At 69.0% G+C, this 22688-nt stretch carries 19 protein-coding genes; 7 read left to right on the top strand and 12 right to left on the bottom strand.

Going from position 1 to position 22688, the window contains the following annotated elements; translation table 11 throughout:
- The first annotated feature begins 55 nt into the window (after window positions 1-55).
- Window positions 56-1609, top strand: a complete 1554-nt coding sequence (gene ahpF / locus J2X20_RS05950) for an alkyl hydroperoxide reductase subunit F (RefSeq protein ID WP_310262197.1) — start codon at window positions 56-58, stop codon at window positions 1607-1609.
- Here the strand turns inward: ahpF and rarD are convergent.
- The gene (gene rarD / locus J2X20_RS05945; RefSeq protein WP_310262194.1) at window positions 1606-2481 is read right to left on the bottom strand and encodes an EamA family transporter RarD; all 876 of its coding nucleotides are present in this window, start codon (window positions 2479-2481) and stop codon (window positions 1606-1608) included. The two genes, ahpF and rarD, sit on opposite strands and share 4 nt — an antisense overlap.
- A gap of 86 nt (window positions 2482-2567) precedes the next feature.
- Between rarD and J2X20_RS05940 the strand changes: the two genes are divergently transcribed.
- Both J2X20_RS05940 and J2X20_RS05935 read left to right on the top strand, forming a co-directional pair.
- On the top strand, window positions 2568-2837 hold the full coding sequence (locus tag J2X20_RS05940) for a MoaD/ThiS family protein (RefSeq protein ID WP_310262191.1): 270 nt from the start codon (window positions 2568-2570) through the stop codon (window positions 2835-2837).
- 2 nt (window positions 2838-2839) lie between these two features.
- Window positions 2840-3910: a WD40/YVTN/BNR-like repeat-containing protein gene (locus tag J2X20_RS05935; protein WP_310262190.1), complete on the top strand. Its 1071-nt coding sequence runs from the start codon at window positions 2840-2842 to the stop codon at window positions 3908-3910.
- A 156-nt stretch (window positions 3911-4066) separates the two neighbouring features.
- Here the strand turns inward: J2X20_RS05935 and J2X20_RS05930 are convergent, their stop codons facing one another.
- Entirely contained in the window at window positions 4067-4936 is an 870-nt protein-coding gene (locus tag J2X20_RS05930) for an ADP-polyphosphate phosphotransferase (protein WP_310262185.1), read from the bottom strand.
- Between the two features lie 99 nt (window positions 4937-5035).
- Between J2X20_RS05930 and J2X20_RS05925 the strand changes: the two genes are divergently transcribed.
- Both J2X20_RS05925 and J2X20_RS05920 read left to right on the top strand, forming a co-directional pair.
- Window positions 5036-6961, top strand: coding sequence for a CocE/NonD family hydrolase (locus J2X20_RS05925; RefSeq protein ID WP_409034134.1), 1926 nt, complete (start codon window positions 5036-5038; stop codon window positions 6959-6961).
- 47 nt (window positions 6962-7008) lie between these two features.
- Window positions 7009-7758 carry a substrate-binding periplasmic protein gene (locus J2X20_RS05920; RefSeq protein ID WP_310262179.1) on the top strand — a complete coding sequence of 250 codons (750 nt, stop codon included), beginning with the start codon at window positions 7009-7011 and terminating at the stop codon, window positions 7756-7758.
- A gap of 89 nt (window positions 7759-7847) precedes the next feature.
- Here the strand turns inward: J2X20_RS05920 and J2X20_RS05915 are convergent, their stop codons facing one another.
- The 9 genes from J2X20_RS05915 to J2X20_RS05875 form a co-directional block, all read right to left on the bottom strand.
- A complete protein-coding gene (locus J2X20_RS05915; RefSeq protein WP_310262176.1) occupies window positions 7848-8645 on the bottom strand; it encodes an SDR family NAD(P)-dependent oxidoreductase in 798 nt (265 codons plus the stop codon).
- Window positions 8638-9639 (bottom strand): zinc-dependent alcohol dehydrogenase family protein, encoded by a 1002-nt coding sequence (locus tag J2X20_RS05910; RefSeq protein WP_310262173.1) that lies wholly within the window; start codon window positions 9637-9639, stop codon window positions 8638-8640. Before J2X20_RS05910 ends, J2X20_RS05915 begins: the two co-directional genes overlap by 8 nt.
- 78 nt (window positions 9640-9717) lie before the next feature.
- Window positions 9718-10401 carry a pseudouridine synthase gene (locus J2X20_RS05905; RefSeq protein ID WP_310262169.1) on the bottom strand — a complete coding sequence of 228 codons (684 nt, stop codon included), beginning with the start codon at window positions 10399-10401 and terminating at the stop codon, window positions 9718-9720.
- A complete protein-coding gene (locus J2X20_RS05900; RefSeq protein WP_310262167.1) occupies window positions 10398-10799 on the bottom strand; it encodes a YchJ family protein in 402 nt (133 codons plus the stop codon). Before J2X20_RS05900 ends, J2X20_RS05905 begins: the two co-directional genes overlap by 4 nt.
- 27 nt (window positions 10800-10826) lie before the next feature.
- Window positions 10827-12461, bottom strand: a complete 1635-nt coding sequence (locus J2X20_RS05895) for a response regulator (RefSeq protein WP_310262164.1) — start codon at window positions 12459-12461, stop codon at window positions 10827-10829.
- Window positions 12458-13144, bottom strand: coding sequence for a sensor histidine kinase (locus J2X20_RS05890; RefSeq protein WP_310262160.1), 687 nt, complete (start codon window positions 13142-13144; stop codon window positions 12458-12460). The genes J2X20_RS05895 and J2X20_RS05890 overlap by 4 nt, the downstream gene beginning before the upstream one ends.
- Window positions 13145-13259: 115 nt before the next feature.
- Entirely contained in the window at window positions 13260-15533 is a 2274-nt protein-coding gene (locus J2X20_RS05885) for a putative bifunctional diguanylate cyclase/phosphodiesterase (protein WP_310262157.1), read from the bottom strand.
- A gap of 135 nt (window positions 15534-15668) precedes the next feature.
- A complete protein-coding gene (locus J2X20_RS05880) occupies window positions 15669-16604 on the bottom strand; it encodes a bifunctional helix-turn-helix transcriptional regulator/GNAT family N-acetyltransferase (RefSeq protein WP_310262154.1) in 936 nt (311 codons plus the stop codon).
- A gap of 150 nt (window positions 16605-16754) precedes the next feature.
- Window positions 16755-19079 carry a hypothetical protein gene (locus J2X20_RS05875; protein WP_310262152.1) on the bottom strand — a complete coding sequence of 775 codons (2325 nt, stop codon included), beginning with the start codon at window positions 19077-19079 and terminating at the stop codon, window positions 16755-16757.
- Window positions 19080-19195: 116 nt separating this feature from the next.
- Here J2X20_RS05875 and J2X20_RS05870 point away from each other — a divergent pair, with 116 nt between their 5' ends.
- On the top strand, window positions 19196-19465 hold the full coding sequence (locus J2X20_RS05870; RefSeq protein WP_310262150.1) for a hypothetical protein: 270 nt from the start codon (window positions 19196-19198) through the stop codon (window positions 19463-19465).
- A 1-nt stretch (window position 19466) separates the two neighbouring features.
- Here the strand turns inward: J2X20_RS05870 and J2X20_RS05865 are convergent, their stop codons facing one another.
- Entirely contained in the window at window positions 19467-20204 is a 738-nt protein-coding gene (locus J2X20_RS05865; RefSeq protein ID WP_310262147.1) for a DUF481 domain-containing protein, read from the bottom strand.
- A 105-nt stretch (window positions 20205-20309) separates the two neighbouring features.
- Here J2X20_RS05865 and J2X20_RS05860 point away from each other — a divergent pair, with 105 nt between their 5' ends.
- Window positions 20310-22685: a UvrD-helicase domain-containing protein gene (locus J2X20_RS05860; protein ID WP_310262144.1), complete on the top strand. Its 2376-nt coding sequence runs from the start codon at window positions 20310-20312 to the stop codon at window positions 22683-22685.
- Window positions 22686-22688: the final 3 nt, after the last annotated feature.

Genomic DNA, 22688 nt, shown 5'->3' with positions numbered 1-22688 from the left:
GGGACTCTTTCAGCAGTGGCCAGCTCCGCCACGCCTCACTGAAAGGAAGACCTCCATGTTGGACGCCGCACTGAAGACCCAGCTCCAGGGCTACCTGGACCACGTCAAACTCCCCTTCGAGATCGTCGCTTCCCTCGACAACTCCGCCTCCAGCGATGAGATGCGCGAGCTGCTCGAAGAGATCGCTGGCATGAACGACAAGATCTCGTTTCGCGCCGATGGCGTCGACACCCGAACCCCGTCCTTCCTGCTGCGCCGCACCGGCACCGAGCAGTCGCTGCGCTTCGCCGCCATCCCGCTGGGCCATGAGTTCACGTCCCTGGTGCTGGCCTTGCTGTGGACCGGCGGCCACCCGCCCAAGGTCGAGCAGGCGCAGATCGACGCGGTGAAGGCCCTGGACATGGATCTCGATTTCGAGATCTATATGAGCCTGACCTGCCACAACTGCCCCGACGTCGTGCAGGCCCTGTCGCTGATGGCCATAGTCAACCCGCGCATCCGCACCACCGTCATCGATGGCGGCCTGTTCCAGTCGGAAGTCGAGGCGCGCGAGATCATGGCCGTGCCGGCGGTGTGGCTCAACGGCCAGCCCTTCGCCTCGGGCCGCATGTCGCTGGAGGAGATCGTCGCCAAGCTCGACACCGGCGCCGCGGCGCGCGACGCCAAGAAGCTGGATGCCGAGGAACCCTACGACATGCTCATCATCGGCGGCGGCCCCGCCGGCGCAGCTGCGGCCGTGTACGCCGCTCGCAAGGGCATCCGCACCGGTGTGGCCGCCGAGCGCTTTGGCGGCCAGGTGAATGACACCCTGGGCATCGAGAACTACATCTCCGTGTCGGTCACCGACGGCCCCAAGTTCGCCGCGGCCCTGGAAGGCCATGTCAAGGACTACCAGGTCGACATCCACAACCTGCAGCGCGCCGAGAAGCTGACGCCGGCAGCGACGCCGGGCGGCTTTGTCGAGGTCGAACTGGCCAACGGCGCCAAGCTCAAGGGCAAGACCGTCATCCTGTCCACCGGCGCGCGCTGGCGCAACGTCAACGTGCCCGGCGAAGCCGAGTACAAGAACAAGGGCGTGGCCTACTGCCCGCATTGCGATGGCCCGCTGTTCAAGGGCAAGCCGGTCGCCGTCATCGGCGGCGGCAACTCGGGTGTCGAGGCGGCCATCGACCTGGCCGGCATCGTCAGGCATGTGACGCTGATCGAGTTCGGCGCGGAACTGCGTGCCGACGCCGTGCTGGTCAAGAAGCTGCAAAGCCTGCCCAACGTCACCGTCCTCGTGAACGCGCAGACGACCGAGTTCACCGGTACCAACGGCAAGCTCGACGGCCTGAACTACATCGACCGCGTCTCGGGTGAAGCCAAGCGCGTCGAGGTGGAAGGCTGCTTTGTGCAGATCGGCCTGGTGCCCAACACTGAATGGCTGCGCGGCACGCTGGAGCTCAGCAAGCACGGCGAGATCATCGTGGACGCCAAGGGCGCCACCTCGCTGCCCGGCGTGTTCGCCGCGGGTGATGTGACGACCGTGCCCTTCAAGCAGATCATCATCGCCGCCGGTGACGGCGCGAAGGCAGCACTCGGCGCCTTCGACTACCTGATGCGCAGCTAGGCCGGCTTGACCTGCAGCGCGCGGCGGGTCTGCCACAGACCCTCCGCGCTGTAGACGGCCAGCGCTGCCCAGATGAAGCCGAAGGCGACCAGCCGGGTCGCGTCCATGGGCTCCTTGAACAGGAAGACGCCGAGCAGGAACTGCAGCGACGGCGACACATACTGCACGATGCCCAGCGTCGCCAGCGGGATGCGCCGTGCGCCGGCGGCGAACAGCAGCAGGCTGCCGGCGGTGACCGGGCCGGTGCCGATCAGCCAGGCCCAGTCCACCGGCGTCTGTCCGCTCAGCGCGCCGGTCTGCCACCAGAAGGCCAGGCCGATGGCCGCCAGCGGGGCCAGGATCAGGGTCTCCAGCGTCAGCCCCTCGATGGCGCCCAGGGCGGCCGTCTTGCGCATCAGGCCATAGAGGCCGAAGCTGACCGCCAGCACCAGGGCCACCCAGGGCAGCTTGCCGCCGGCCAGCGTCAACCACAGCACCCCGAAGGCGGCCAAGCCCACCGCCAGCCATTGCACGCGGCGCGGGCGCTCGTGCAGCACTGCAAAGCCCAGGGCCACATTGACCAGCGGGTTGATGAAATAGCCCAGGGCGGCGTCAACGACATGGCCATGGCCGACGGCCCAGACATAGGTCAGCCAGTTGACGGCGATCAGCGTGGCAGACACCGCAAAACGCCGCCAGGTCGCCGCGCTGACCTGTTTGAGCCATGAGAGATTGCGCGTCACCAGCAGCACGACGGCCACGAAGGCCAGCGACCACAGCGTGCGGTGGGCGACGATCTGCAGGGCGGGAATGGCGGCGATCTGCCGGAAGTAGAGCGGGAACAGCCCCCAGCTCAGATAGGCGCCGAGGGCGAAGAGGACACCGGAGTTCATGGTCGGCATTGTCGTTAAGGGTTATTCCGGGTGCTGCGCTAGGGGTGTCCACGTCGAATTGCCACCGCCTCGTTCGTCATCCACCCATGGCCCTTGTCGAATTCACCCCCCAGCTGCGCCGCTTCGTGGACGCGCCTTCCTGCCAATGCAAGGCGGCCACGCTGGGTGAGGCCCTGGACGCCGCCTTTGCCGAGCAGCCGCGGCTGCGGGGCTACATCCTCGACGAGCAGGGCCATCTGCGCGTCAACGTGGTCGTCTTCATCGACGGCAAACGGGCGCGCGACCTGCGCGGCTTGAGCGACCCCCTGCGGGTCGACAGCCGCATCCACGTCCTGCAAGCACTTTCTGGAGGTTGACCATGACCGACCGCGCCTGGGCCGCGACCCGCAAAGGCCTTTTCGAGCTGCGCCGCCGTGGCGGCGCCTGGCAAATCGAGAACCTCAGCTTCGTGGCCGACCCGGTCACCATGCTGCTGCCGCCCGATGCTTCCGGCCGCATGCTGGCCGGCCTCAACCTGGGCCACTTCGGCGCCAAGCTGCAGGCCAGCGACGATGCCGGCAAGACCTGGAAGGAAGTGTCGGCGCCGAGCTTCCCGCCCCAGCCCGAGGGCGCCGAAGGCCCGGCCTGGAAGCTCGACCACGTCTTCGCGCTGGAACGTTCCGGCGATGCGATCTGGTGCGGCACCGTGCCCGGCGGTCTCTTCGTCAGCCGCGACCGGGGCGAGAGCTGGACGCTGGACGAGACCCTCTGGAACGACCCGCGGCGTCTGCAGTGGATGGGCGGCGGCAACCCCGCGCCGGCCCTGCATTCCATCTGCCCGCATCCGCAGAACGCCGACGAGCTGTTGGTGGGCGTGTCCTGCGGCGGCGCCTGGCGCACCACCGACGGCGGCCGGACCTGGGGCCTGCGCGCCAAGGGCATGCGGGCCGACTTCATGCCGCCCGAGCTGGCCGGCGACGAGAACTCCCAGGACCCCCACCTGATCGCCCGCTGCCGCGCCGAGCCCGATGTGCTCTGGTGCCAGCATCATTGCGGCATCTTCCGCAGCAGCGACAACGGCGCGACCTGGGAAGAGCTGCAGGCCCGGCCGTCCAGCTTCGGCTTTGCGGTGGCGGCCCACCCCAAGGATGGCGACACGGCATGGTTCGTACCGGCCGTCAAGGACGAGCGCCGCATCCCGGTCGACGCCGCCCTGTGCGTCACGCGCACACGCGACGGTGGCAAGAGCTTCGACGTGCTCCGCACAGGCCTGCCCCAGCAGCATTGCTACGACCTGATCTTCCGCCACGGCCTGGCGGTCGATGACGCGGGTGAGCAGCTGGTGATGGGCTCGACGACGGGAAGCGTCTGGGCCAGCGCCGACGCGGGCGACAGCTGGCAGGCGGTGTCAGCCCACCTGCCGCCCATCTACGCCGTCAAGTTCGGCTGAGCTGGTGCCCCTCGTCCAGCCGCACACCGCTGAACGCGGTGCGTCTGACCGGTCCCCCGAGGGGACGCCGACGCTGGCGGCATCGAGCCTCCTGCATCGCCAAGCGGGCCGGCTCGGGAGCGGCCCAGCGCTCGGCCCGGAATACGCGTCCCGACGTCAAGCTCGGCTGAGCCTTTTCTTGATGGCGGCCAGTTCGGCCGCATCCAGCGTCGGCTCGGGATAGCTCATCTTCAGCGCCTTCAGCGCGTCGACGATGACCTGGGCGACGATGAGGCGGGCATTGCGCTTGTCATCGGCCGGCACCACATGCCAGGGGGCTTCCGCGCTGCTGGTCGCGCCCAGCATCTCGGCATAAGCCTGCTGGTATTTGGGCCAGAGCTCGCGCTCGGCCATGTCGTCGGCGGTGAACTTCCAGTTCTTGGCCGGGTCCTCCAGCCGTGCCAGGAAGCGCTGGCGCTGTTCGTCCTTGGACAGGTGCAGGAAAAACTTCAGCACCCGCGTGCCGTTGCGGTGCAGATGCTGCTCGAGGTGGGTGATGGACTCGTAGCGCTGCTGCCAGATCGCCGGCGCGCGTGCCGCCTCCTTGGGCAGGGACTGGGCCTTCAGGATCTCGGGGTGCACGCGCACGATCAGCACCTCCTCGTAGTAGGAGCGGTTGAAGATGCCGATGCGGCCGCGCTCAGGCAGGCATTGCGTCGTGCGCCACAGGAAGTCGTGGTCCAGCTCCTGGGCGCTGGGATGCTTGAAGCTGAAGACCTGGCAGCCCTGCGGGTTCACGCCCGACATCACATGCTTGATGACGCCGTCCTTGCCGGCCGCGTCCATGGCCTGGAAGATCACGAGCAGGGCATAGCGGTTGTGGGCGTAGAGCAGGTTCTGCAATTCGCTCAGGCGTTCGACCTGGGCGCCCAGGCGCTTTTCGTAGTCGCCCTTGTCGCTGTACAGCGGATCGACGCGCGTGGCCCAGTGCTTGAGCTTGACCTTCTGGCCGGCGGGGACGCGGTAGGCCTGGGTGTCGATGGTCATGGTGGGGTTTCCTGCAGGCTGGCGAAGACCCAGCCTAACGCCGCCGACGGGCTGGTCGGTGTCAGACTTCGCCCCTCTCTCACACCGCCGTCGCCCAAGATGCTGTTGCGCGCCTCCCTCCTGTTCCTGCTGGGCCTGACCGGCGCGGCCGCTCATGCCGTCGACGAGGAAAGCAAGCCGCCGGCCTATGAGCCGCGCGAGCACTACACCAAGTACGAGTACCGCGTGCCGGTGCGCGACGGCAAGAAGCTCTTCACTGCCGTCTACATCCCCAAGGACCAGAGCAGGCGCTACCCCTTGCTGATGGTGCGCACGCCCTATGGCTGCGGCCCCTATGGCGTGGACCGTGACGGCGTAATGGGCCTGGCGCCCAGCGAGGACTTCCTGAAGGCCGGCTACATCTTCGTCTGCCAGGACGTGCGCGGCCGCCACCAGTCTGAGGGCGAATTCATCGAGATGACGCCGCACCAACCCGTCAAGAAGACGGCGGCGGAGGTGGACGAAAGCTCCGACACCCATGACAGCGTGCAATGGCTGCTGGAGCGCATCCCCGGCCACAACGGCCGCGTCGGCCTCTGGGGCATCTCCTACCCGGGCTTCTACACCTCGGCTTCCATCATCGACTCGCATCCGGCCATCAAGGCCGCGTCGCCCCAGGCCCCCATCGCGGACCTCTTCAAGGGCGATGACAGCTATCACGGCGGCGCCTTCATGCTGGCCGCCAACTTCGGCTTCTACACCGGCTTCAAGCCCCAGCAGACGCCGGTGCTGCCGCCCAAGCAATGGCCGCAGTTCGACTGGGGCACGCTGGACGGCTATGAGTTCTATCTGCAGCAGGGCAACCTCGACACGCTGTCAAAGCGCCTCGCCAAGGATGGCGGGCCCAACCCTTACTTCGACGTGCAGCTGGCGCATGACCGCTACGACGAGTTCTGGAAGGCCCGCGCCCTCACGCCGCATCTGAAGAACATCCGTGCCGCCGTGCTGACCGTGGGCGGCTGGTTCGACGCCGAGGACCTGGCCGGCCCCTTCACCACCTTCCGTGCCATTGCCAGGCAGAGCCCCGCCACCGACAACCGCCTTGTCATCGGCCCGTGGGTGCATGGCGGCTGGGTGGGGGCACCAGGGCGGCAGCTCGGCAGGGTCCAGTTCCACCAGCCGACGTCCGAGCAGTTCCAGAAAGAGGTGCTCTTCCCTTTCTTCGAGCAGCATCTGCGTGAGGTGGCGCCCAAGACGCCGATTGCCAAGGCCACCGTCTTCGAGACCGGTACCAATGTCTGGCGTCGCTACGACGCCTGGCCGCCTCAGCAGGCCCAGGCACGCACCCTCTACTTCGCCCCCGGGGGCCGGCTCAGCTTCACCCCGCCCGCCGCGGCCCAGCCCGAGTTCGACAGCTGGGTCAGCGACCCCAACAAGCCGGTCCCCTATGTCGGCTATGCGAGCCTGGGCGTGCCTCAGGAATACATGGTCAGCGACCAGCGCTTCGCCGCCACCCGGCCCGATGTGCTGACCTATCGCAGCGAGGTGCTGGAGGAGGACGTGACCGTCGTCGGCCCCCTCGTCGCGCGGCTGTTCGCATCGACCTCGGGCACGGACGCCGACTGGGTCGTCAAGCTCATCGACGTCTATCCGCCCGAGCTGGAGGAAGAAGAAGCCAGGAAGCGCAAGAAGCGCACGGAGGACGTCGAGCCGCCCGAGGCACCGCTCGGGGGCTACCAGCAGCTGGTGCGTGGCGATCCGCTGCGTGGGCGGTTTCGCAAGAGCTTCGAGACCCCCGAGGCCATGGTGCCGGGGCAGGTCGAGGAGCTGCGCGTGGAGCTGCAGGACATCAACCACAGCTTCCGCCGCGGCCACCGCATCATGGTGCAGGTCCAGGGCAGCTGGTTCCCGCTGATCGACCGCAACCCGCAAGCTTTCGTGCCCATCCGCAGCGCGCGGCCCGAGGATTTCCAGGCCGCGACGCAGAAGCTGTATCGCTGGCAGGGCCAGGCTTCGGGGCTGGAGGTGAAGGTGCTACCGCGCTAGGCGGACAGGACTATCCTGCGCCGATCGCCGCCCAGGGTCAGGCCCCGATGCTTAGCCGACTGCTTGCGCTGACGCTGTTCGTGCCGCTGCTGGCCCAGGCCGCCTGCACGCGGCCGCTGCGCGTGCCTTTCGAGGACTGGCGGCCCTATTCCTTCATGGCCGATGGCCGGCACACCGGCCTGGAGACCGAGCTGCTGGCCGCCGTGGCCAAGGAGGCCGGCTGCCGCCTCAGCTATGTGCGCGAGGTGCCGCGCAACCGCCGCCTGCCCATGTTGCTGGCCGGCGAACTGGACCTGCTGATCGCCGCCACGCCCGTGCCGGAGCCCGGCGCCTGGTACACCCGGCCCTACCGCGACGAGGTGCTGGGCGTCTTCATGCGCGCCGACGAGGCCCGCATGGACGTGCGCTCGCTGGACGAGTTGCTGCGCGCCGGCCTGCGCCTGGTCACGCACCGCGGGCCGGCCAGCGTGGCCATCATCAACGACTTCCGCGCGCGCGGCCTGCTCACCTGGTTCGAGGAATACGCCAAGGGCGTGCAGCTGATGCAGCTCGGCCGGGGCGATGTGCTGCTGGGTGACAGCGTCGCCATCGCCTTCGCGGCGCGTGCCGCCGACGTGCCCCTCATCGAGCTGCCCATCACGCTGCTGCGCGACCCTGTGACTTACAAGCTCAGCCGCAAGTCGCTGACCGAGGCCGATCTGCGCGCCTTCAACCGGGCCATCCAGCACCTGGAAGCCAGCGGCGAGCTGCAGCGCATCCGCGCCCGCTGGCTGGGCCAGGCGGGGCTCAAGCGCTGAAGCGCTGAAGCGCTATGCCCGCCGCCCTGCATGGCGGCGGTCCTTCGTCAGGCGTCGGACAAGCCGCAGGGCTGGTCCTCGGTCCGGCCTCAGCCCTTGGGCTTGAGCCGCCGGGCCACGGCCCCCGTCATGCGCCGCACCAGCCAGCGCGGCGTGCTGCGCCCGGCCAAGGTGGCGGCCAGGTTCAGCACGCCCGGCACACGGATGACCTCGCCGGCCATGCAGGCCTCGTAACCCTCATTGGCCACCGCCTCGGCCGTGCCGATGACAAAGCCGGGCAGGGCCCCCAGCTCGGCGCTGCCGGCCTGGGCCTGGTCCAGCATGGAGGTGGCGGTGATGCCGGGGCACAGGGCCGTGATGGTCACGCCCGTGCCCTGCAGCTCCTCCGACAGCGACTCGGTCAGCGACAGCACGAAGGCCTTGGTCGCGGCATAGGTCGCCAGCATGGGGATGGGCTGGAAGGCCGCGATGGACGCCACGTTCAGCACCCGGCCCGCGCCACGTGCCTGCATGGGCGGCAGGAAGTGGGCCAGCATCTCGGTCAGGCTGTTGACGTTGAGGTCGATCAGCTCGCGATGGCGGCTGCTGCGCATGGCCGTGAACTCGCCATGCTCCAGCACGCCGGCGTTGTTGACGAGGATGGCGATGTGCCGGCGTGAGCGCTTCATGGCCGCGGCCAGGCGCTCGGCGGCGCCAGGCTGGCAGAGGTCGGCCGGCGCCACCCAGGCCTTGATGCCGTGCTCGGCCGCCAAGGCTTTCGCCAGGGCCTTGAGCTTGTCCTCGCTGCGCGCCACCAGCACGAGGTCGTGGCCGGCGCGCGCGAAGCGGTGGGCCAGGGCCTCGCCGATGCCCGACGACGCGCCGGTGATGAGGGCGATGTCAGCCATGCCGGGGCACGACGAGGATCTTGCCGTCGCGCTCGCCGGTTGCGGCCGCGGCGATGGCATCCTTGATCTGCTCGACCGGATAGGTCGCATGGATGCGCGCCTTCAACTGACCAGTGGCGATCAGCTGGGTCAGCTCGCCGTAGAGCGCCATCTGGGCTTCGCGCGAGGCCACCTTGAACCACTTGGCCAGCCAGAAGCCGCGCAGCGTCAGGTCGTTGAAGACAAAGGACTGCGGCGACACCACGCAGGGCTCGCCGCTCATCAGCCCGTAGTTGACGACGGTGCCGCCCTCGGCGACGCACATGGCCAGCCGGTTGGTGGCCTTGCCGCCGACTGCGTCTATGCCTAAGCGGATGGGGGCGCCCGAGACGGCGTCCTTGACGCGCTTGCTGAGGTCGTCGCCGTCCACCAGCACGACGTCGCCGCCATCGGCCTTGACGACGGCCGCGGCGCCCTCGCGCCGCACGATGTTGACGGTGCGCAGGCCGCGCAGCTTGGCGAGCTGGGTGAGATAGCCGCCCACACCCGAATTGGCGACGTTCTGGATGACCCAGTCGCCCGGCTGCAGATTGACGAACTCCGACAGCATCAATGAGGCCGTGGCCGGGTTGACGGTGAGCATGGACAGCTGCTGGGCATCCGCGCCCGGCGGCAGCGGCACGAGGCGTTTGGCGTCGGCGACCAGATGGCTGGCCCAGGTGCCGCTGCCGGCGGGCAGCAGCACGGTCTGGCCTTCCTTCAAGTGACTCACGCCCTCGCCGACGGCGACGATGCGGCCCACACCCTCGCTGCCGCCCACGGCCGGCAGCGGCGGCAGGATGCCGTAGCCACCGGTCAGCATCAGCACATCGGACGGGTTGATGGGTGCGGCCAGCACGGCCACGACGGCCTGGCCCGCTGCGGGTGCGGGCACGTCGAACGGCACCGCGCCGATGACGTCCTGCGGCACCGGGCCGCGTTGTTCGTAAAGCGACTTGACGCCCTGGATGGCCATGCCGGTCTCCTGCTTTTTGGATGGAGCGTCGATTCTGAGCCGCCCGGGGCTCCATGGCCATCGCCGATGCGACAGCGCTCACCCCGGCCAGCCTGGCCCCGGCAGCGCCTGCAGTTGCAGTGGTGCGCCGGTGACCGGGTGCGCCAGCCTCAGTTCGCGCGCGTGCAGCCACAGCCGCTGCATGCCGAGGTGCACCGCCACGGCGCGGTTCAGCGGCCCCTTGCCATGGGTCGCGTCGCCCAGGATGGGATGGGCGATGTGCTTCAGATGGCGGCGGATCTGGTGGCGGCGCCCCTGCAGCGGTTCGGCCTCGAGCAGGGCGACGCGGGTGGCTGCAAAGCGCGGGTCGGTGACGACCGGCCACTCAAGGCGCTGCAGCACGCGCCAGCGGGTCTGCGCTTCCAGCATCGTCTGTCCCGCCGACGGCAGTTCGGGATCGCGGGCCAGCGGATGGTCGATCAGACCTTCATCGGCCTGCGGCCAGCCACGCACGAGAGCGAGATAGCGCTTGTCCATCCGCCCCTGCTCGAACATCGCGCCCAGCAGCGACGCCACTTCGGACGACAGCGCGAACAGCAACACCCCCGAGGTGCCGCGATCCAGGCGGTGCACGGGCCAGACCGTCCGGCCGAGCTGGTCGCGCAGCAATTGCAGCGCGGCCTCGTCCTCGCCGGCCGCGAGTTGGGTGCGGTGCACCAGCAGGCCCGGCGGCTTGTCGACGGCGACGAGGTGCTCGTCCTGATAAAGCAGGGTCAGAGTCAATTTTTCATATCGCCATCGACGTAGAACCACTCGCCGTTCTCGCGCACGAAGCGGCTGACCTCGTGCAGGCGGTGGGCGCGCCCGCCGAGCTTGCTGCGGGCGACGAACTCGACGCTGCCGTGATCGGCGTCCTGCATCGCGCTGCGCTTGACGTCGAGGCCCAGCCATTTCAGGCCTTGCTCGGGCGGTTCCAGTTCGGCAGGCCTCGTGCTGGCATGCCAGCTGGCGATCAGATAACCGCGCAGGTCCAGCACAAAGGCGGCATAGCGCGAGCGCATCAGGGCTTCGGGCGTCGGCGCGGTCAGCGCGCCACGGGCAGCGTGTTCCGCATGCAGGCGGCCGCAGCAGCCGGCGTAGGCCAGGCCGCTGCTGCAGGGGCAGGGAGAAGGGGAACTCATAGGCACCGCATGATGCCGGACGGCGATTCAGGCCGCGTCTGTGGTCCAGCGGTCCAGCTGCTGCAGCAGATCGGCCGCGCGCGCGTCATCGGGCTTCAGCGCTTGGGCCGTGGTGATGCTCTGGCGCATCTCGGCTTCCAGCGCCGCCGAGCGGCCATGGCGCTGCAGCACCGTCATCGCCACCGCCGCGAAGTTCAGCAGCACGCGGACATTGCGTGGCATGGAGGTCTTGGCGCTGCGCAGGCCCTCCAGCGCCGCCTGCGGGTCGCCCTCGGCCATCAGCCGCATGCTGTCCTTCATCGCGTTGGTGGCTTCGCGCCGCGCGGCGGCCACCAGCTCGCCGCCGGCCATGCCCAGGCCCAGGCGTTCGAAGGCGCGCTGGGTGCGTTGCAGCAGGCGCTCGTTGTCGTAGTTGTTGCGGGTGACGTGTTGCAACAGCTGGGTGGCGGCCTCGGCCTGCTGGGCGTCGATCAGGGTCTCGGCGATGCGCGCGGCGATGTCGGCGGCACCGGGCGAGGTCTCATCCGCGCTCAGGGCCACCAGTTCGGCGGCGAGGCGGGCGGCGCCGGCCTTGTCGCCCAGGGCCTGCAGGGCGCGCACCTGCTCGGCCTTGGCCAGCAACTGGGCGTCGTGGCTGTTGTAGCGCTGGGTCATGGTGGCCACCAGCTTCTGGGCCTCGCCGGGGTTGCCGGCCTCGGTTTGCATGCGGGCCATGCCGAGGAAGGGCTCCAGGCTCTCGATGGCGCTGTGCTCGGTGAGCTTGATGGCGCGCGAAAAGGCGCGCACCGCAATGTCGCGCTGGTCGCGGGCCAGGGCCGCCACGCCGAGTGCCGACTGGCGATGCGCGGAGTTGGGCGACAGGTTGACGGCCCGCTCCAGCAGTGCCACCTGCTGCTCGCCCTGGCCTTGCGAAGAGAGCAGGCCGGCCAGCTCGTCATAGGCTTCCAGGTACTGCGGATGCTCGCGCACCGTGTCCTGCAGCAGGGCCTGGGCGCGTTCCAGCTCCCTGTTGTGCAGCAGCACCTGGGCCAGGCCGAGCTTGGCCCAGGGGATGGGGCCGCGCTGCAGCACGCCCTCGTAGACGGCCTGGGCCTGGGGCCAGTCGTCCAGCTTCTGGTGGAGCTGGGCCTGCAGGCGCAGCACCTCGGCCAGGCTCTTGGTGCCGCCGGCGATCTGCTCCTCGCAGAGCCGCAAGGCCTTGCGCCAGTCCTGGGCCTTCATCGCGACAGCGATGCCGGCCAGGGCCGCCTTGCGCTCCACCAGCTTGAGCAGGCGGCTTTGCAGCATGCTCTCGGTGATGGGCTTGAGCAGATAGTCGTCGGGCGACTCCTCGGCGGCGGCCGAGACCATGATGCTGGTCTTCTCGGCAGTGATCATCAGCCACACCGTGGCCGGACCTATCCAGTTCCTGAGCCGGGCCTCCTCCAGCAATTGCTGGCCGTTCTTGCCCTCGCCCAGGTTGTAGTCGCACATGACGATGTCATAGCTCTTGGCGCTCAACATGGCCGTGGCCTCGCGGCCATCGCGGGCGGTGTCCACATGCTGGGTGCCGCAGCGCAGCAGCAGGCCCTTGAGCACGCTGCGCATGGCCTCGAAGTCCTCCACCAGCAGGACTTGGCTGCCGCGCAGCGGGTCCGCCGTCGTGGCCCAGTTGTTGATCATGGCAGCACGAGGGTGAAGCGGCCGCCGCCGAGCTCGCCGCCGTTGCACAGCCGGGTGCTGCCGCTCACGTCGCCGCGGCGGTGCAGGCCGGCCGCCAGGCGGGCGAAGAACAGGCCCATGCCGGTGCTGCCGGTGTGCACATCGATGCCCTGGCGGGACGGGAAGCCCTGGGCCAGCATGAAGTCGGGAAAGCCCTGGCCGTCGTCGGCCACTTCGATCTCCAGGCGCTCGTCCTGGACGGTCAGGCTCAGCCTGACCCGCCGCCGCGCATAGCGCACCGCGCCGAACAGGGCCTGGATGAGGACGCTGCCGATCAGGTCATGGTCAAAGACCCAGTCGTTCGTGCCCGCCGCGGCCTCGTATTGCAGCTCCAGCCCCTTGAGCTTGGCCAGGGGGCGCACGCGGCCCAGCAGTTCTTCGGCGAATTCGTCCAGCTGGATGTGGGCCGGCTCGAAGGGGTACATGCCTTCCTCGAGCTTGTAGATGGCCATCAGCTGCACCAGATTGCCGTTGACGCGCTGGGTTTCGTAGAGAGCCTGGCAGGTCGACAGCGTGGCCGCGGACGGCGGATTGGCGTCCGTCTTGGCCAGCTCGTGCAGGGCGTCCTCGAGATAGGCCGCGATGACGCTGACCGAGTTCTTCATGTCGTGGGCCGCGGCCGCCACGAAGGTGGACATATTCATCGCATGCCTTTTGCGCTCCCGGGCGCGCCTGTCTCGATGCAGAGGGAGGCCTGCCTCAGGCAGCCTCCAGCGCTTCTGTCATCCGACTCTACAGGCCCGGATGCACGGGCGGCAATCAGCGCGCCCGGCCTTGCGGAAAGGCATGTATCAAGGCGTTCAGCGGCAGCGGCCGGCCCAGCAGCCAGCCTTGGCCAAAGCCGCAGCCGCATTCGCTCAGCACCTGCAGCTGCTCGGCGCTCTCTATGCCTTCGGCGATGACCTGCAGCTGCAGATGGCGGCCCAGGTCGACGATGGTCTGGGCGATGGCACGGTCGCGCTCGCCGCTGGGCAGGTCGCGTACGAAGCTGCGGTCGATCTTCAGCGAGCTGATGGGCAGGCTCTTCAGCATGGCCAGCGACGAGTGGCCCATGCCGAAGTCGTCCAGCGAGATCTCGAAGCCGATGTCGCGCAGCTGGTGCATGACGCGCTTCACCTGCTCGGGCTGGCGCATCAGCATGCCCTCGGTGAGTTCCAGCACGATCTGCGAGGGCGGCACTTCGAGACCGGTCGACATGGCCTCGAGCATCTGCGGCAGGGCGCTGCTGGTGAACTCGGACGCCGCCATGTTGACGTGGACCTTGAGCTTCTCCAGCGCGCCGCCCTTCAGCGAGGCCAGGTCGCGCAGGGTCTGACCCAGCACCCAGCGGCCGATGTCGACGATGAGGTCGCTCTGCTCGGCGATGGGGATGAAGACGTCGGGCGGCACCGTCGTGCCGTCCGGCTTGTGCCAGCGCAGCAAGGCCTCCACGCCATGCAGGGCGCCCGAGGCGATGTCGACGATGGGCTGGTAGACCAGGTGCAGCTGCTGCGTCTGCAGGGCCTCGTGCAGCTCGGTCTCGATGGCCAGGCGCTGGGCCAGCTTGGCGCGCTGCTGGGCCAGGGTGTCGGGGCTGCTGGTGGAGAACACATTGCTGCCATTGCGACCGTTCTCCTTGACGCGGTACATGGCCGCGTCGGCACTGCGCAGCAGCTCGGGGCCGCTCTGGCCGTTCTCGGGGAAGCGGCTGACACCGATGCTGGCCGACACGGTCAGGGCCACGCCCTCGTAGCCAAAGGGCCGGCTGGCGGCGGCCAGCATGGCATCGACGAGAGCGGCCAGTGCCTGCTCGTCGCCGCTGTCCGGCACCAGCACGGCAAACTCGTCACCGCCCAGGCGGCCGACACGGGCCGGCGGCGGTGCGAGCTTGCGCAGCCGCTTCGCGAACTCCTGCAACACCGCATTGCCGGCCTCGTGGCCGAAGGCATCGTTGATGGGCTTGAAGCGGTCCAGGTCGATGAACATCAGCGCGAAGCGCCGGCCCTGCTGGTGGCTCAGCGCGCAGTGGCGATTGAGCTGGGCGTAGAAATGGGCGCGGTTGTCCAGTTCGGTCATCTCGTCGACCTGGGCCATGCGCAGGATGACGGCCTCCGTCTCCAGGCGCTGGGCGGTCTGGGCGATCAGCGCGCCGATGGTGGCCGAGACCTTGGGCAACTGGGCCTCGGGCTGGCGCGCCAGGCTGCTGTAGAACTCCAGCACGCCGGGGCGGTGGCGTTCGCCGTCGTCCGAGACATAGGTGACGGGAAAGACATAACCCGACCACAGGCCGCACATCTGGGCACTGCCGCGGCGCAGGAAGCGCGGGTCGGTGCTCATGTCCTCCACCCACTCGGCCTGGCCGGTGGACCAGACGCGGCCGACCAGGCCTTCGCCCGGTGCCATCTTCAGCGAGGCGCTGACGGCGCTGAACTGCTCCAGCCGGGCATCGGGCTGGTGCCAGAAGTGGCGGCAATACAGGCGGCCGCCGCCGTCCTCCATATTCCAGTAGGCGCCCCATTCCCAGCCGAGGTTGCGGCAGATCAGCTGGATGACGTTGCTGATCGCATCCTCCAGTGTGTGGGTGCCGACGAGGTACTCCGTCAGCGCATAGCCCAGGCGCTCGCGCACGGCGGCATGGGTGAGGGCGGTCACGTCCTGCAGCAGGCCGTGGCGCCAGCGGGGCCGGGCCGGGTCAGGCGGCAGCGGCGTCACGCGCAGCCAGCGCAGGCCGCGTGCCTGGCCGGCAACGCGGATGTCCATGGGGCGCTGGGGCGAGGCGCCGGTCCAGAGTCGGGTCAATTCGGGCAGGTCGTCCTCGACGACATGGGCCAAGCAGATGCCCAGGCGGCTGGCCGAACGGCTGGGCATTTCCAGGTAGTCGGCCGCCGTGGGCGACAGGTGGCTGACGCCGGTCTGCGGGTCGTACCACCACTGGCCGAAGCCGGCGGCCTGCTCGAGATGCTGCGGGCAGGCGGCGGCGGGCGTGGGAAGGTGTCGCGGCGGCCCGAACTCGAGGGCCGCGGCCGGCATGCTGACTTCCCGATTGCTTGTCATGCGCGGGGACGGCGCAATTCGCATGCCAGCGCACCACCCGCGTGAATTGCGCACTAGCTCACGCCCTGGCGGGTGGGTGGGCGCCGGCAGCCCCATCGGCGTGCAGCGCCCCGCACGCCTGTGGTGCGGGCGGCCCTAGAGGGTCAGCTCCCAGCTCTCGCTGATGACGTCCTGGCCGAAGCTGTTCACCGCTTCGCTGGCGACGAGCCGATAGCCCTCGGCCGCGTAGATGGCCCGCGCCGAAGTCAGCGCGCTCTGCGTCCACAGCACGATGCGCTGGTAGCCGGCCTCGCGCGCGAAATCGCTGCACTGGCGCACCAGGCGCTTGCCCAGGCCCAGGCCGCGGGCATGCGGCTCCAGCAGCAGCAGGCGCAGCTTGGCGACGCCCGGCTTCACCTTGCCCGTGGCCTCGTCGCGCGCCTGCACCAGCATCACGCAGCCCAGGCGCTCGACGCCGCGGGCGGCGATCCAGCAGGCCTCGCGCCCAGGCTGGAACTGGTCGACGAAGTCGGCGCAGATGCGCGCGACCAGGGCCTCGAAGTGCGCGTTGAGCCCGTACTCAGCGGCGTAGAAGGCGCCATGGCGCTCGACGATCCAGCCCAGGTCACCGGGCTGGGGAGGGCGCAGCTCCACGGCCGCGGTGGCGTCGGGCTCCAGTGTCGCCTGGATGCGCGCCATCGAGCTCAGCAAGGCACGGCGCTGCGCTTCGGACAGCGGGGCCAGCATGGCCTCTGCCTTGGCCGTGCCCTCACGATCCAGCGGCACGAAGGCGCGCTTGCCGGCGGCACTGAGCTTGAGCAGGGTCTGGCGGCCGTCGCTCGGGTGAGCCTGTTCGGCCAGCAGGCCGCGATTCTTCAGCCCGCGCAGCAGTCGGCTCATATAGCCGGCATCCAGTTGCAGGCTCTTGCTGAGGGCCGACGCGCTGACCGGCGCGTGGTGCGCCAGTTCCCACATCAGGCGCGCCTCGGGCAGCGTGAAGTCGCTGTCCAGCTTGGGCGCCAGCACGCCGATGCGGCGCGTGTAGAAGCGGTTGAAGGCGCGGACGTCCAAAGCCGGATTGGGAGTGCTCATGGCCGCCATCTTCGACGTGATGGTTGCTTTTGGCAAGTATTTTCGCGGGCCATGAAGGCGCACGTCAACCGAGAGCCCGCATGCCTCGAGTCCTCCGCTTCGCTTTCCTGCCGGAGCCTGCTGGCCGGTTCATCAGCGCCGTCGGGCCGCTCAGGAACCCTGGCGCTTGAACAACAGGGCGGCGCGTACCGGGACGCCGCTGACGCCGTCCCGGTACAGCACGACGAGGTAGTCACCGCTCGGGCCGGCGAAGGATCCCGAGACCTGGCTGCTGCCTCCCAGGGTCTGGCCATAGATGCGCACGTCGACCGGGCCGAATCCCTGGCTGGCCAGCACATCGCTGCCGAAGGGCAGGCCGGCGAAGCGGCCGGCGATGTTGAAGCGCGCCGTGCCGTAGTTGGGGTTGATCGTGCCGACGGGGTCCTGGTTGAAGTAGACCGTCACACTGGCGGCATCGATCTGGCCGGGCGGCAGCTGCGCCTGGCCGCTGCCGCGCTCCGCCGTGACCGCGGTGGCCGCCACCAACTGGTAGACGGCGCTGCCGCTGGTGGGCGTCACTGCGCCCGGCTGGGCGACGGCATAGGGCTGGGAGCGCGTCAGCTCATTGCCCGCGGCCGCACTGCCGGTGGTGACGGTGATGCGACCGATGCTGGCATAGGCGTTGCCCGCCAGGTCGAAGGCCGGGCCGGCGAACTTCATGCCCCACAGGCTGCCGGTCAGATCGCCCGCGCTGCCGAAGGCCACCGCGTCCTGCGGGGCACCCATGAAGAGATCGGTGTCGGCCTGGTTGAGGAAGACGTAGTAGCTGCCCGGCGCGGGCCTGGGATTGATGCCGGCGCCCGGCGCGCCAGGCTGGGCGCATCCGCGGGCGTCCGGCGGCGTGTCGGGCGCGACGAAGGCCAGCGCGGCGCTGTAGGTGCTGCCGCCGGCCATCCTGATCTTCAGCAGCGCGGCCGCCTTTCGCGCGCCGGCGCCGGCCGGGCGCACGGTCAGCGTCGCAGTGCTGCCGGCCGGAAAGGTGGCCGACGTCGGCACGTTGAGGAAGACCTCGTTCTCGGCGGCCGACTGCAGGCCGGCGAGTTCGGGATGGTCGAGCCCGCCGACGGACTGCAGGCGGAGGGTGTCGCCGGCCGCCGTCCTGATGCCGATGTCGACGCCGACCTGCACATAGCCCAGGTAGAGCGCGCCCAGCGCGGAATCGGCGTCCAGCGTCAGCGCCGGCCCGGTATCGCCGCTGTTCCACGGCGTGAACAGCAGCTTGGTGCTGCCGGCCAGGCTGAGCTTGCGCAGGCCGCAGGCCGGAACCTGGGAGGTTTCGCGGCCGGCGGCATAGGTCCAGCCGTCGGTGGACAGGATGACGGAATTCGTGACGCTGGAACTCCCCGACGGCGACGTGAGCTGCTGCAGGCCGCCGTTCCACCGGCCGACGCCGACGTCGCCGTCGGCAAACACCTCGGCGACGCTGGCGGAATACAGCTCGCTGCGGCGCGTCTTGGCGTCGCCTTCGCCATAGCTCACCAGGGCGCCGCGCAGGTTGAAGTGGGTGCGCCCCTGGGGTTGGCCGACCAGCCTGAACTGGTCGTCGGGCATGGGCGCCTGGCCGCCGCCGCTGGACACGCCCCTGGGCATGGCCTGGGCAATCGTGGCCGGCGTCGGGACGATGTCGGTGCCGTACAGGATCTGGCCCTTGGCTGCCAGCTTGTCATCGGCGCTCAACGCCGCCACGTCGACGAAGTCCACGGCGCCGGCGATGAAGGCCGGTACCAGGCGGTCGTCCTCGGGGTCGACATTGATGAAGCGCTCCAGCGCGTCCAGGGCCGCAGCCAGGTTGAGCTGGCCGGGCGTAGTTTCCAGGCGGTGCCAGAAGCCCAGGAAGCTGCCGTTGGCGACGGCATGGCTGACATCGCTGAGCTTGGGCGCCGTGGTGCCCGGTGGCTGGGTCAGGTCCAGGCGCGTGAAGTCGGTCAGGCTGTCGAAGCCGAGGGTCCTGGCCGCCTCGTTGCTGGCCGCACGCACGCCGGCTGCCGACCAGTTGGGTGCCTTGGCCTTCTCGATGCCGCGCACGAAGGCCTCGGTATAGGGCGTGATATTGACGCGCCGCGTCGTGCCGGCCCACACGTCGAGAGAGCGCATCGGGGCGTCCAGAGTCGCACTGGCCTTGCGCAGCGGGTCCGTCCAATTGCCGCCGTTGGCCGACACCATCAGCACCGTGTCCGCCGCCGGCGTGGCATGGAAGGCGTATTCGCCGTCGTTGCCGGTGCGCACCTGCTCCAGCAGCGTCGTGCGGCCCTGGGCGTCCACGCTGAAGAGTTGCACGGTGGCGCCCGCGACGGGGCCCGGTGCGATGCTGCCGCTGAGGGTTGTCGCCGGCGGTGGTGGTGGTGTGGGCGTTGGCGTCGAACCGCCGCCGCCCCCGCCACAGGCGGTCAACGCCCAGGCCAGCGCAATGCCGGCCATCCAGCCCATTGATCTCATGTTCGCCTCCCTGGCTCGCGATCCGCACGTGGCCGTGCTGTCGCGCGGGCCGCAGTTTAGGCTGGGTGGTTTGAGAGGCGCTACGCTGGCGCCGGCGTCAAACTGGGAGCAAGCAAGTGGGCATCGTCGTGTATTGGCTGGAGAGCGAGGGCGAGACGACCATGCCCGTCTGCCAGCTCTTCAGCAGCAAGGAGCTGACCCAGGCCCTGGCCTGGGCGGAAGACCGGCGCCGGGCGGGCCATCGCCACGTCAGTATCTCGACCGAGCTGGAGGACCACGTCGGTCAGGCGGGTGTCGCGGCTGTGGAGTCCGGCCGCACGCCCGACGGCGAGGCCTACGAGTGGTCCAAGGCCGGCCGGGCCGGCAAGGTGCGCAAGGGGCGTTGAATCAGAACTTGTAGCCGAAGCCCACGGTGAACAGGTTGTCGGTCTTCTTGGTGCCGACGGGCACGCGGCTGCTGTAGCGGCTGGCCAGGCCGGCATTGAGCGTCCAGCCGCCCAGGATCTGCGTGGCCAGGCCGGCGTCGAAGGTGGCGCGGTTGCCGAGATCGCCGCCGCCGGGGTAGTAGACGAGGCGCTGCTTCAGCGTCGTCGTCTCGCTGACCTTGTGGCTGGACTCTTCGCCGAACAGCACCTGCGCGCCATTGGCCTCGCTGCCGTCCGTGAGGCGGGTGGCCGTGTAGCCGAGACCGCTGAAGATGTCCCAGTTGGTGGCATCGTCCTTGACCAGGTGGTAGCCGAGACCACCGTTGAGGCTGTAGCGGTCGCGCACGCCACCGGCCTTGTTGGTCTCGCCTTCCGCGCCGCCGAAGGAGAACCACTGCGGGCCGAGGTTGAAGTCGTAGCGGCCGCCCACGCGCAGCAGGTCGGCGGTGGTGGTGTCGACGCCCGCGTTCTTGTTGCGGCCGTAGTTGGCGATGCCATAGAGGCTGAGCTTGTCTTCGGCCGTGGCGAGGCTGGCGTCCGCGTTGGCCGCCAAGGTCTTGCTGCTGCTGTTGCCGCTGGCCAGGGCGCCGGAGACGCTGAGGCCGCCGTGCCATTTGCCGTCGGGCGTGTCCTGGGCCTGGGTGGTTTGCGAAGCGACAGTGAGGGCGAAGGCGGCGAGGGCGAGGGTGAGACGAGGCATTCGAAAGGGTCGCTTACGGGAAAACCAGAAGTATCGCCAACGGTCTCATGGGAATGCGGTGGCCGCCGGCCGGGTCTGTAAGAGGGGGTTCCCTAAAATGCCGGGATGACTTCCTTCCCTGTCGACGCTGTCGTCGACGTTGCGTCCAGCCCGCTGCTGCGCAACCTCAACCCCGAGCAACTGGCCGCCGTCACCGCCGCTCCGGAACCCGCCCTCATCCTCGCCGGCGCCGGCTCGGGCAAGACCCGCGTGCTGACGACACGCATCGCCTGGCTGCTGAACACCGGCCAGGTCAGCCCCGGCGGCGTGATGGCCGTGACCTTCACGAACAAGGCCGCCAAGGAGATGTTGACGCGCCTGGGCACGATGCTGCCGTTCAATGTGCGCGGCATGTGGATTGGCACCTTCCACGGTCTGTGCAACCGCTTCCTGCGCGCGCACTGGAAGCTGGCTCACCTGCCCCAGGCCTTCCAGATCCTGGACGCGAGCGACACGACCTCGGCCGTCAAGCGCGTCATCAAGGCCATGAACCTCGACGAGGAGCGCTTCGTGCCCAAGCAGGTCGGCTGGTTCATCGCCGGCTGCAAGGAAGACGGCCAGCGCCCCGGCGACGTCGAGCAGCGCGACGAGCAGACGCGCAAGCTCGTCGAGATCTACGCCAACTACGAAGACCAGTGCCAGCGCGAAGGCGTCGTCGATTTCGCCGAGCTGATGCTGCGCAGCTACGAGCTGCTGCGCGACAACCAGGCCGTGCGCGAGCATTACCAGCGGCGCTTTCGCCACATTCTGGTGGACGAGTTTCAGGACACCAACAAGCTGCAATATGCCTGGCTGAAGATGTTCGCGCCGCCGGGAGCCGACAGCGGCCAGAGCATCCTGGCCGTGGGCGACGACGACCAGAGCATCTACGCCTTCCGCGGCGCCCGCGTCGGCAACATGGCCGACTTCGAGCGCGAGTACCGTGTGCGCAAGGTCATCAAGCTGGAGCAGAACTACCGCAGCTTCGGCCATATCCTGGATGCCGCCAACGAGCTGATCAGCCGCAACACGCAGCGCCTGGGCAAGACGCTGCGCACCGACGCCGGCCTGGGCGACCCCATCCGCGTGCACGAGGCGCCCAGCGACTTCGCCGAGGCGCAGTGGCTGATCGAGGAGATCCAGAGCCTGCACCGCGGCGGCCTGGAGCGGCAGGAGATTGCCGTCCTTTACCGCAGCAATGCGCAGTCGCGCGTCATCGAGTCGGCGCTGTTCAACTCAGGCATCCCCTACCGCGTCTATGGCGGCCTGCGCTTCTTCGAGCGTGCCGAGGTCAAGCATGCGCTGGCCTATCTGCGCCTGCTGGAGAACGCCAACGACGACACCAGCTTTTTGCGCGTCGTCAACTTCCCGACCCGCGGCATCGGCGCCAAGACGCTGGAGAACCTGCAGGACGCCGCCAAGGCCAGCGGCCGCAGCCTCTACCAGAGCGTGGGCGCCATCCCCGGCAAGGGCGGCGCCAACCTCGTCGCCTTCACCAACCTGATCGACTCGACGCGCAACCTCACGCAAGGCATGACGCTGCGCGAGATCATCGAGCAGGTGCTCGAGACCTCAGGCCTGCTGGACTTCTACCGCACCGACAAGGATGGCGCCGAGCGGCTGGAGAACCTGGACGAACTGATCAACGCCGCCGAGGCCTTCGTCATGCAGGAGGGCTTTGGCAAGAACGCCGTGGGCCTGCCCGTGGACGAGGTGGCCCCGAGCGTGCAATCCACCGGCACGCCGGGCGCCGTGCCCGACGCCGAGACCGGCGAGATCATGTCGCCGCTGGTGGCCTTCCTGACCCATGCCTCGCTGGAGGCCGGCGACAACCAGGCCCAGGCGGGCCAGGACGCGGTGCAGCTGATGACGGTGCACTCGGCCAAGGGGCTGGAGTTCGATGCCGTCTTCATCACCGGCCTGGAAGAGGGCCTGTTCCCGCACGAGAACTCCATGTCCGACCACGACGGGCTGGAGGAGGAGCGCCGGCTCATGTATGTGGCCATCACGCGGGCGCGCAAGAAGCTGTCCATGAGCTTCTGCCAGACCCGCATGCTGCATGGCCAGACCCGCTATCACATCAAGAGCCGCTTCTTCGACGAGCTGCCCGAGGAGGCGCTGAAATGGCTGACGCCGCGCAACCAGGGCTTCGGCTCGGGCTTTGCACGCGAGTATCAGCAGGCCTGGCAGCGGGGCTCGGGCCTCAAGGGCATGGTGGGGGCTGGCAATGTGCAGAAAGCGGCCTGGGTGGAGCCGCCCATTCCGCCCAGCATGAAGCAGAAGGTGTCGGAAGAGCATGGCGGCCTGCGTGTCGGCAAGGGCGTCTTCCACACCAAGTTCGGCGAAGGCGTGCTGCTGACGCTGGAAGGCACGGGCGCGGATGCGCGGGCCCAGGTCAACTTCGGCCGCCACGGTACGAAGTGGCTGGCGCTCTCCGTCGCCAAACTGACGCCGATCGATTGAGGG

Source organism: Roseateles saccharophilus (assembly GCF_031458095.1).
In the GTDB taxonomy this organism is placed as follows: Bacteria; Pseudomonadota; Gammaproteobacteria; order Burkholderiales; family Burkholderiaceae_C; genus Pelomonas; species Pelomonas saccharophila_A.
This window is presented reverse-complemented; position numbering and strand designations above follow the sequence as displayed.

Bases quoted from the DNA above. Each gene is read 5' to 3' on its own strand.
- rarD (WP_310262194.1), bottom strand. From the start codon at position 2,481: ATGAACTCCGGTGTCCTCTTCGCCCTCGGCGCCTATCTGAGCTGGGGG.
- J2X20_RS05920 (WP_310262179.1), top strand. From the start codon at position 7,009: ATGCTTAGCCGACTGCTTGCGCTGACGCTGTTCGTGCCGCTGCTGGCC.
- J2X20_RS05930 (WP_310262185.1), bottom strand. From the start codon at position 4,936: ATGACCATCGACACCCAGGCCTACCGCGTCCCCGCCGGCCAGAAGGTC.
- J2X20_RS05895 (WP_310262164.1), bottom strand. From the start codon at position 12,461: ATGATCAACAACTGGGCCACGACGGCGGACCCGCTGCGCGGCAGCCAA.
- J2X20_RS05915 (WP_310262176.1), bottom strand. From the start codon at position 8,645: ATGGCTGACATCGCCCTCATCACCGGCGCGTCGTCGGGCATCGGCGAG.
- J2X20_RS05910 (WP_310262173.1), bottom strand. From the start codon at position 9,639: ATGGCCATCCAGGGCGTCAAGTCGCTTTACGAACAACGCGGCCCGGTG.
- J2X20_RS05925 (WP_409034134.1), top strand. From the start codon at position 5,036: ATGCTGTTGCGCGCCTCCCTCCTGTTCCTGCTGGGCCTGACCGGCGCG.
- J2X20_RS05890 (WP_310262160.1), bottom strand. From the start codon at position 13,144: ATGAATATGTCCACCTTCGTGGCGGCCGCGGCCCACGACATGAAGAAC.
- J2X20_RS05935 (WP_310262190.1), top strand. From the start codon at position 2,840: ATGACCGACCGCGCCTGGGCCGCGACCCGCAAAGGCCTTTTCGAGCTG.
- J2X20_RS05865 (WP_310262147.1), bottom strand. From the start codon at position 20,204: ATGCCTCGTCTCACCCTCGCCCTCGCCGCCTTCGCCCTCACTGTCGCT.
- J2X20_RS05900 (WP_310262167.1), bottom strand. From the start codon at position 10,799: ATGAGTTCCCCTTCTCCCTGCCCCTGCAGCAGCGGCCTGGCCTACGCC.
- J2X20_RS05860 (WP_310262144.1), top strand. From the start codon at position 20,310: ATGACTTCCTTCCCTGTCGACGCTGTCGTCGACGTTGCGTCCAGCCCG.
- J2X20_RS05875 (WP_310262152.1), bottom strand. From the start codon at position 19,079: ATGAGATCAATGGGCTGGATGGCCGGCATTGCGCTGGCCTGGGCGTTG.
- J2X20_RS05885 (WP_310262157.1), bottom strand. From the start codon at position 15,533: ATGACAAGCAATCGGGAAGTCAGCATGCCGGCCGCGGCCCTCGAGTTC.
- ahpF (WP_310262197.1), top strand. From the start codon at position 56: ATGTTGGACGCCGCACTGAAGACCCAGCTCCAGGGCTACCTGGACCAC.
- J2X20_RS05880 (WP_310262154.1), bottom strand. From the start codon at position 16,604: ATGAGCACTCCCAATCCGGCTTTGGACGTCCGCGCCTTCAACCGCTTC.
- J2X20_RS05940 (WP_310262191.1), top strand. From the start codon at position 2,568: ATGGCCCTTGTCGAATTCACCCCCCAGCTGCGCCGCTTCGTGGACGCG.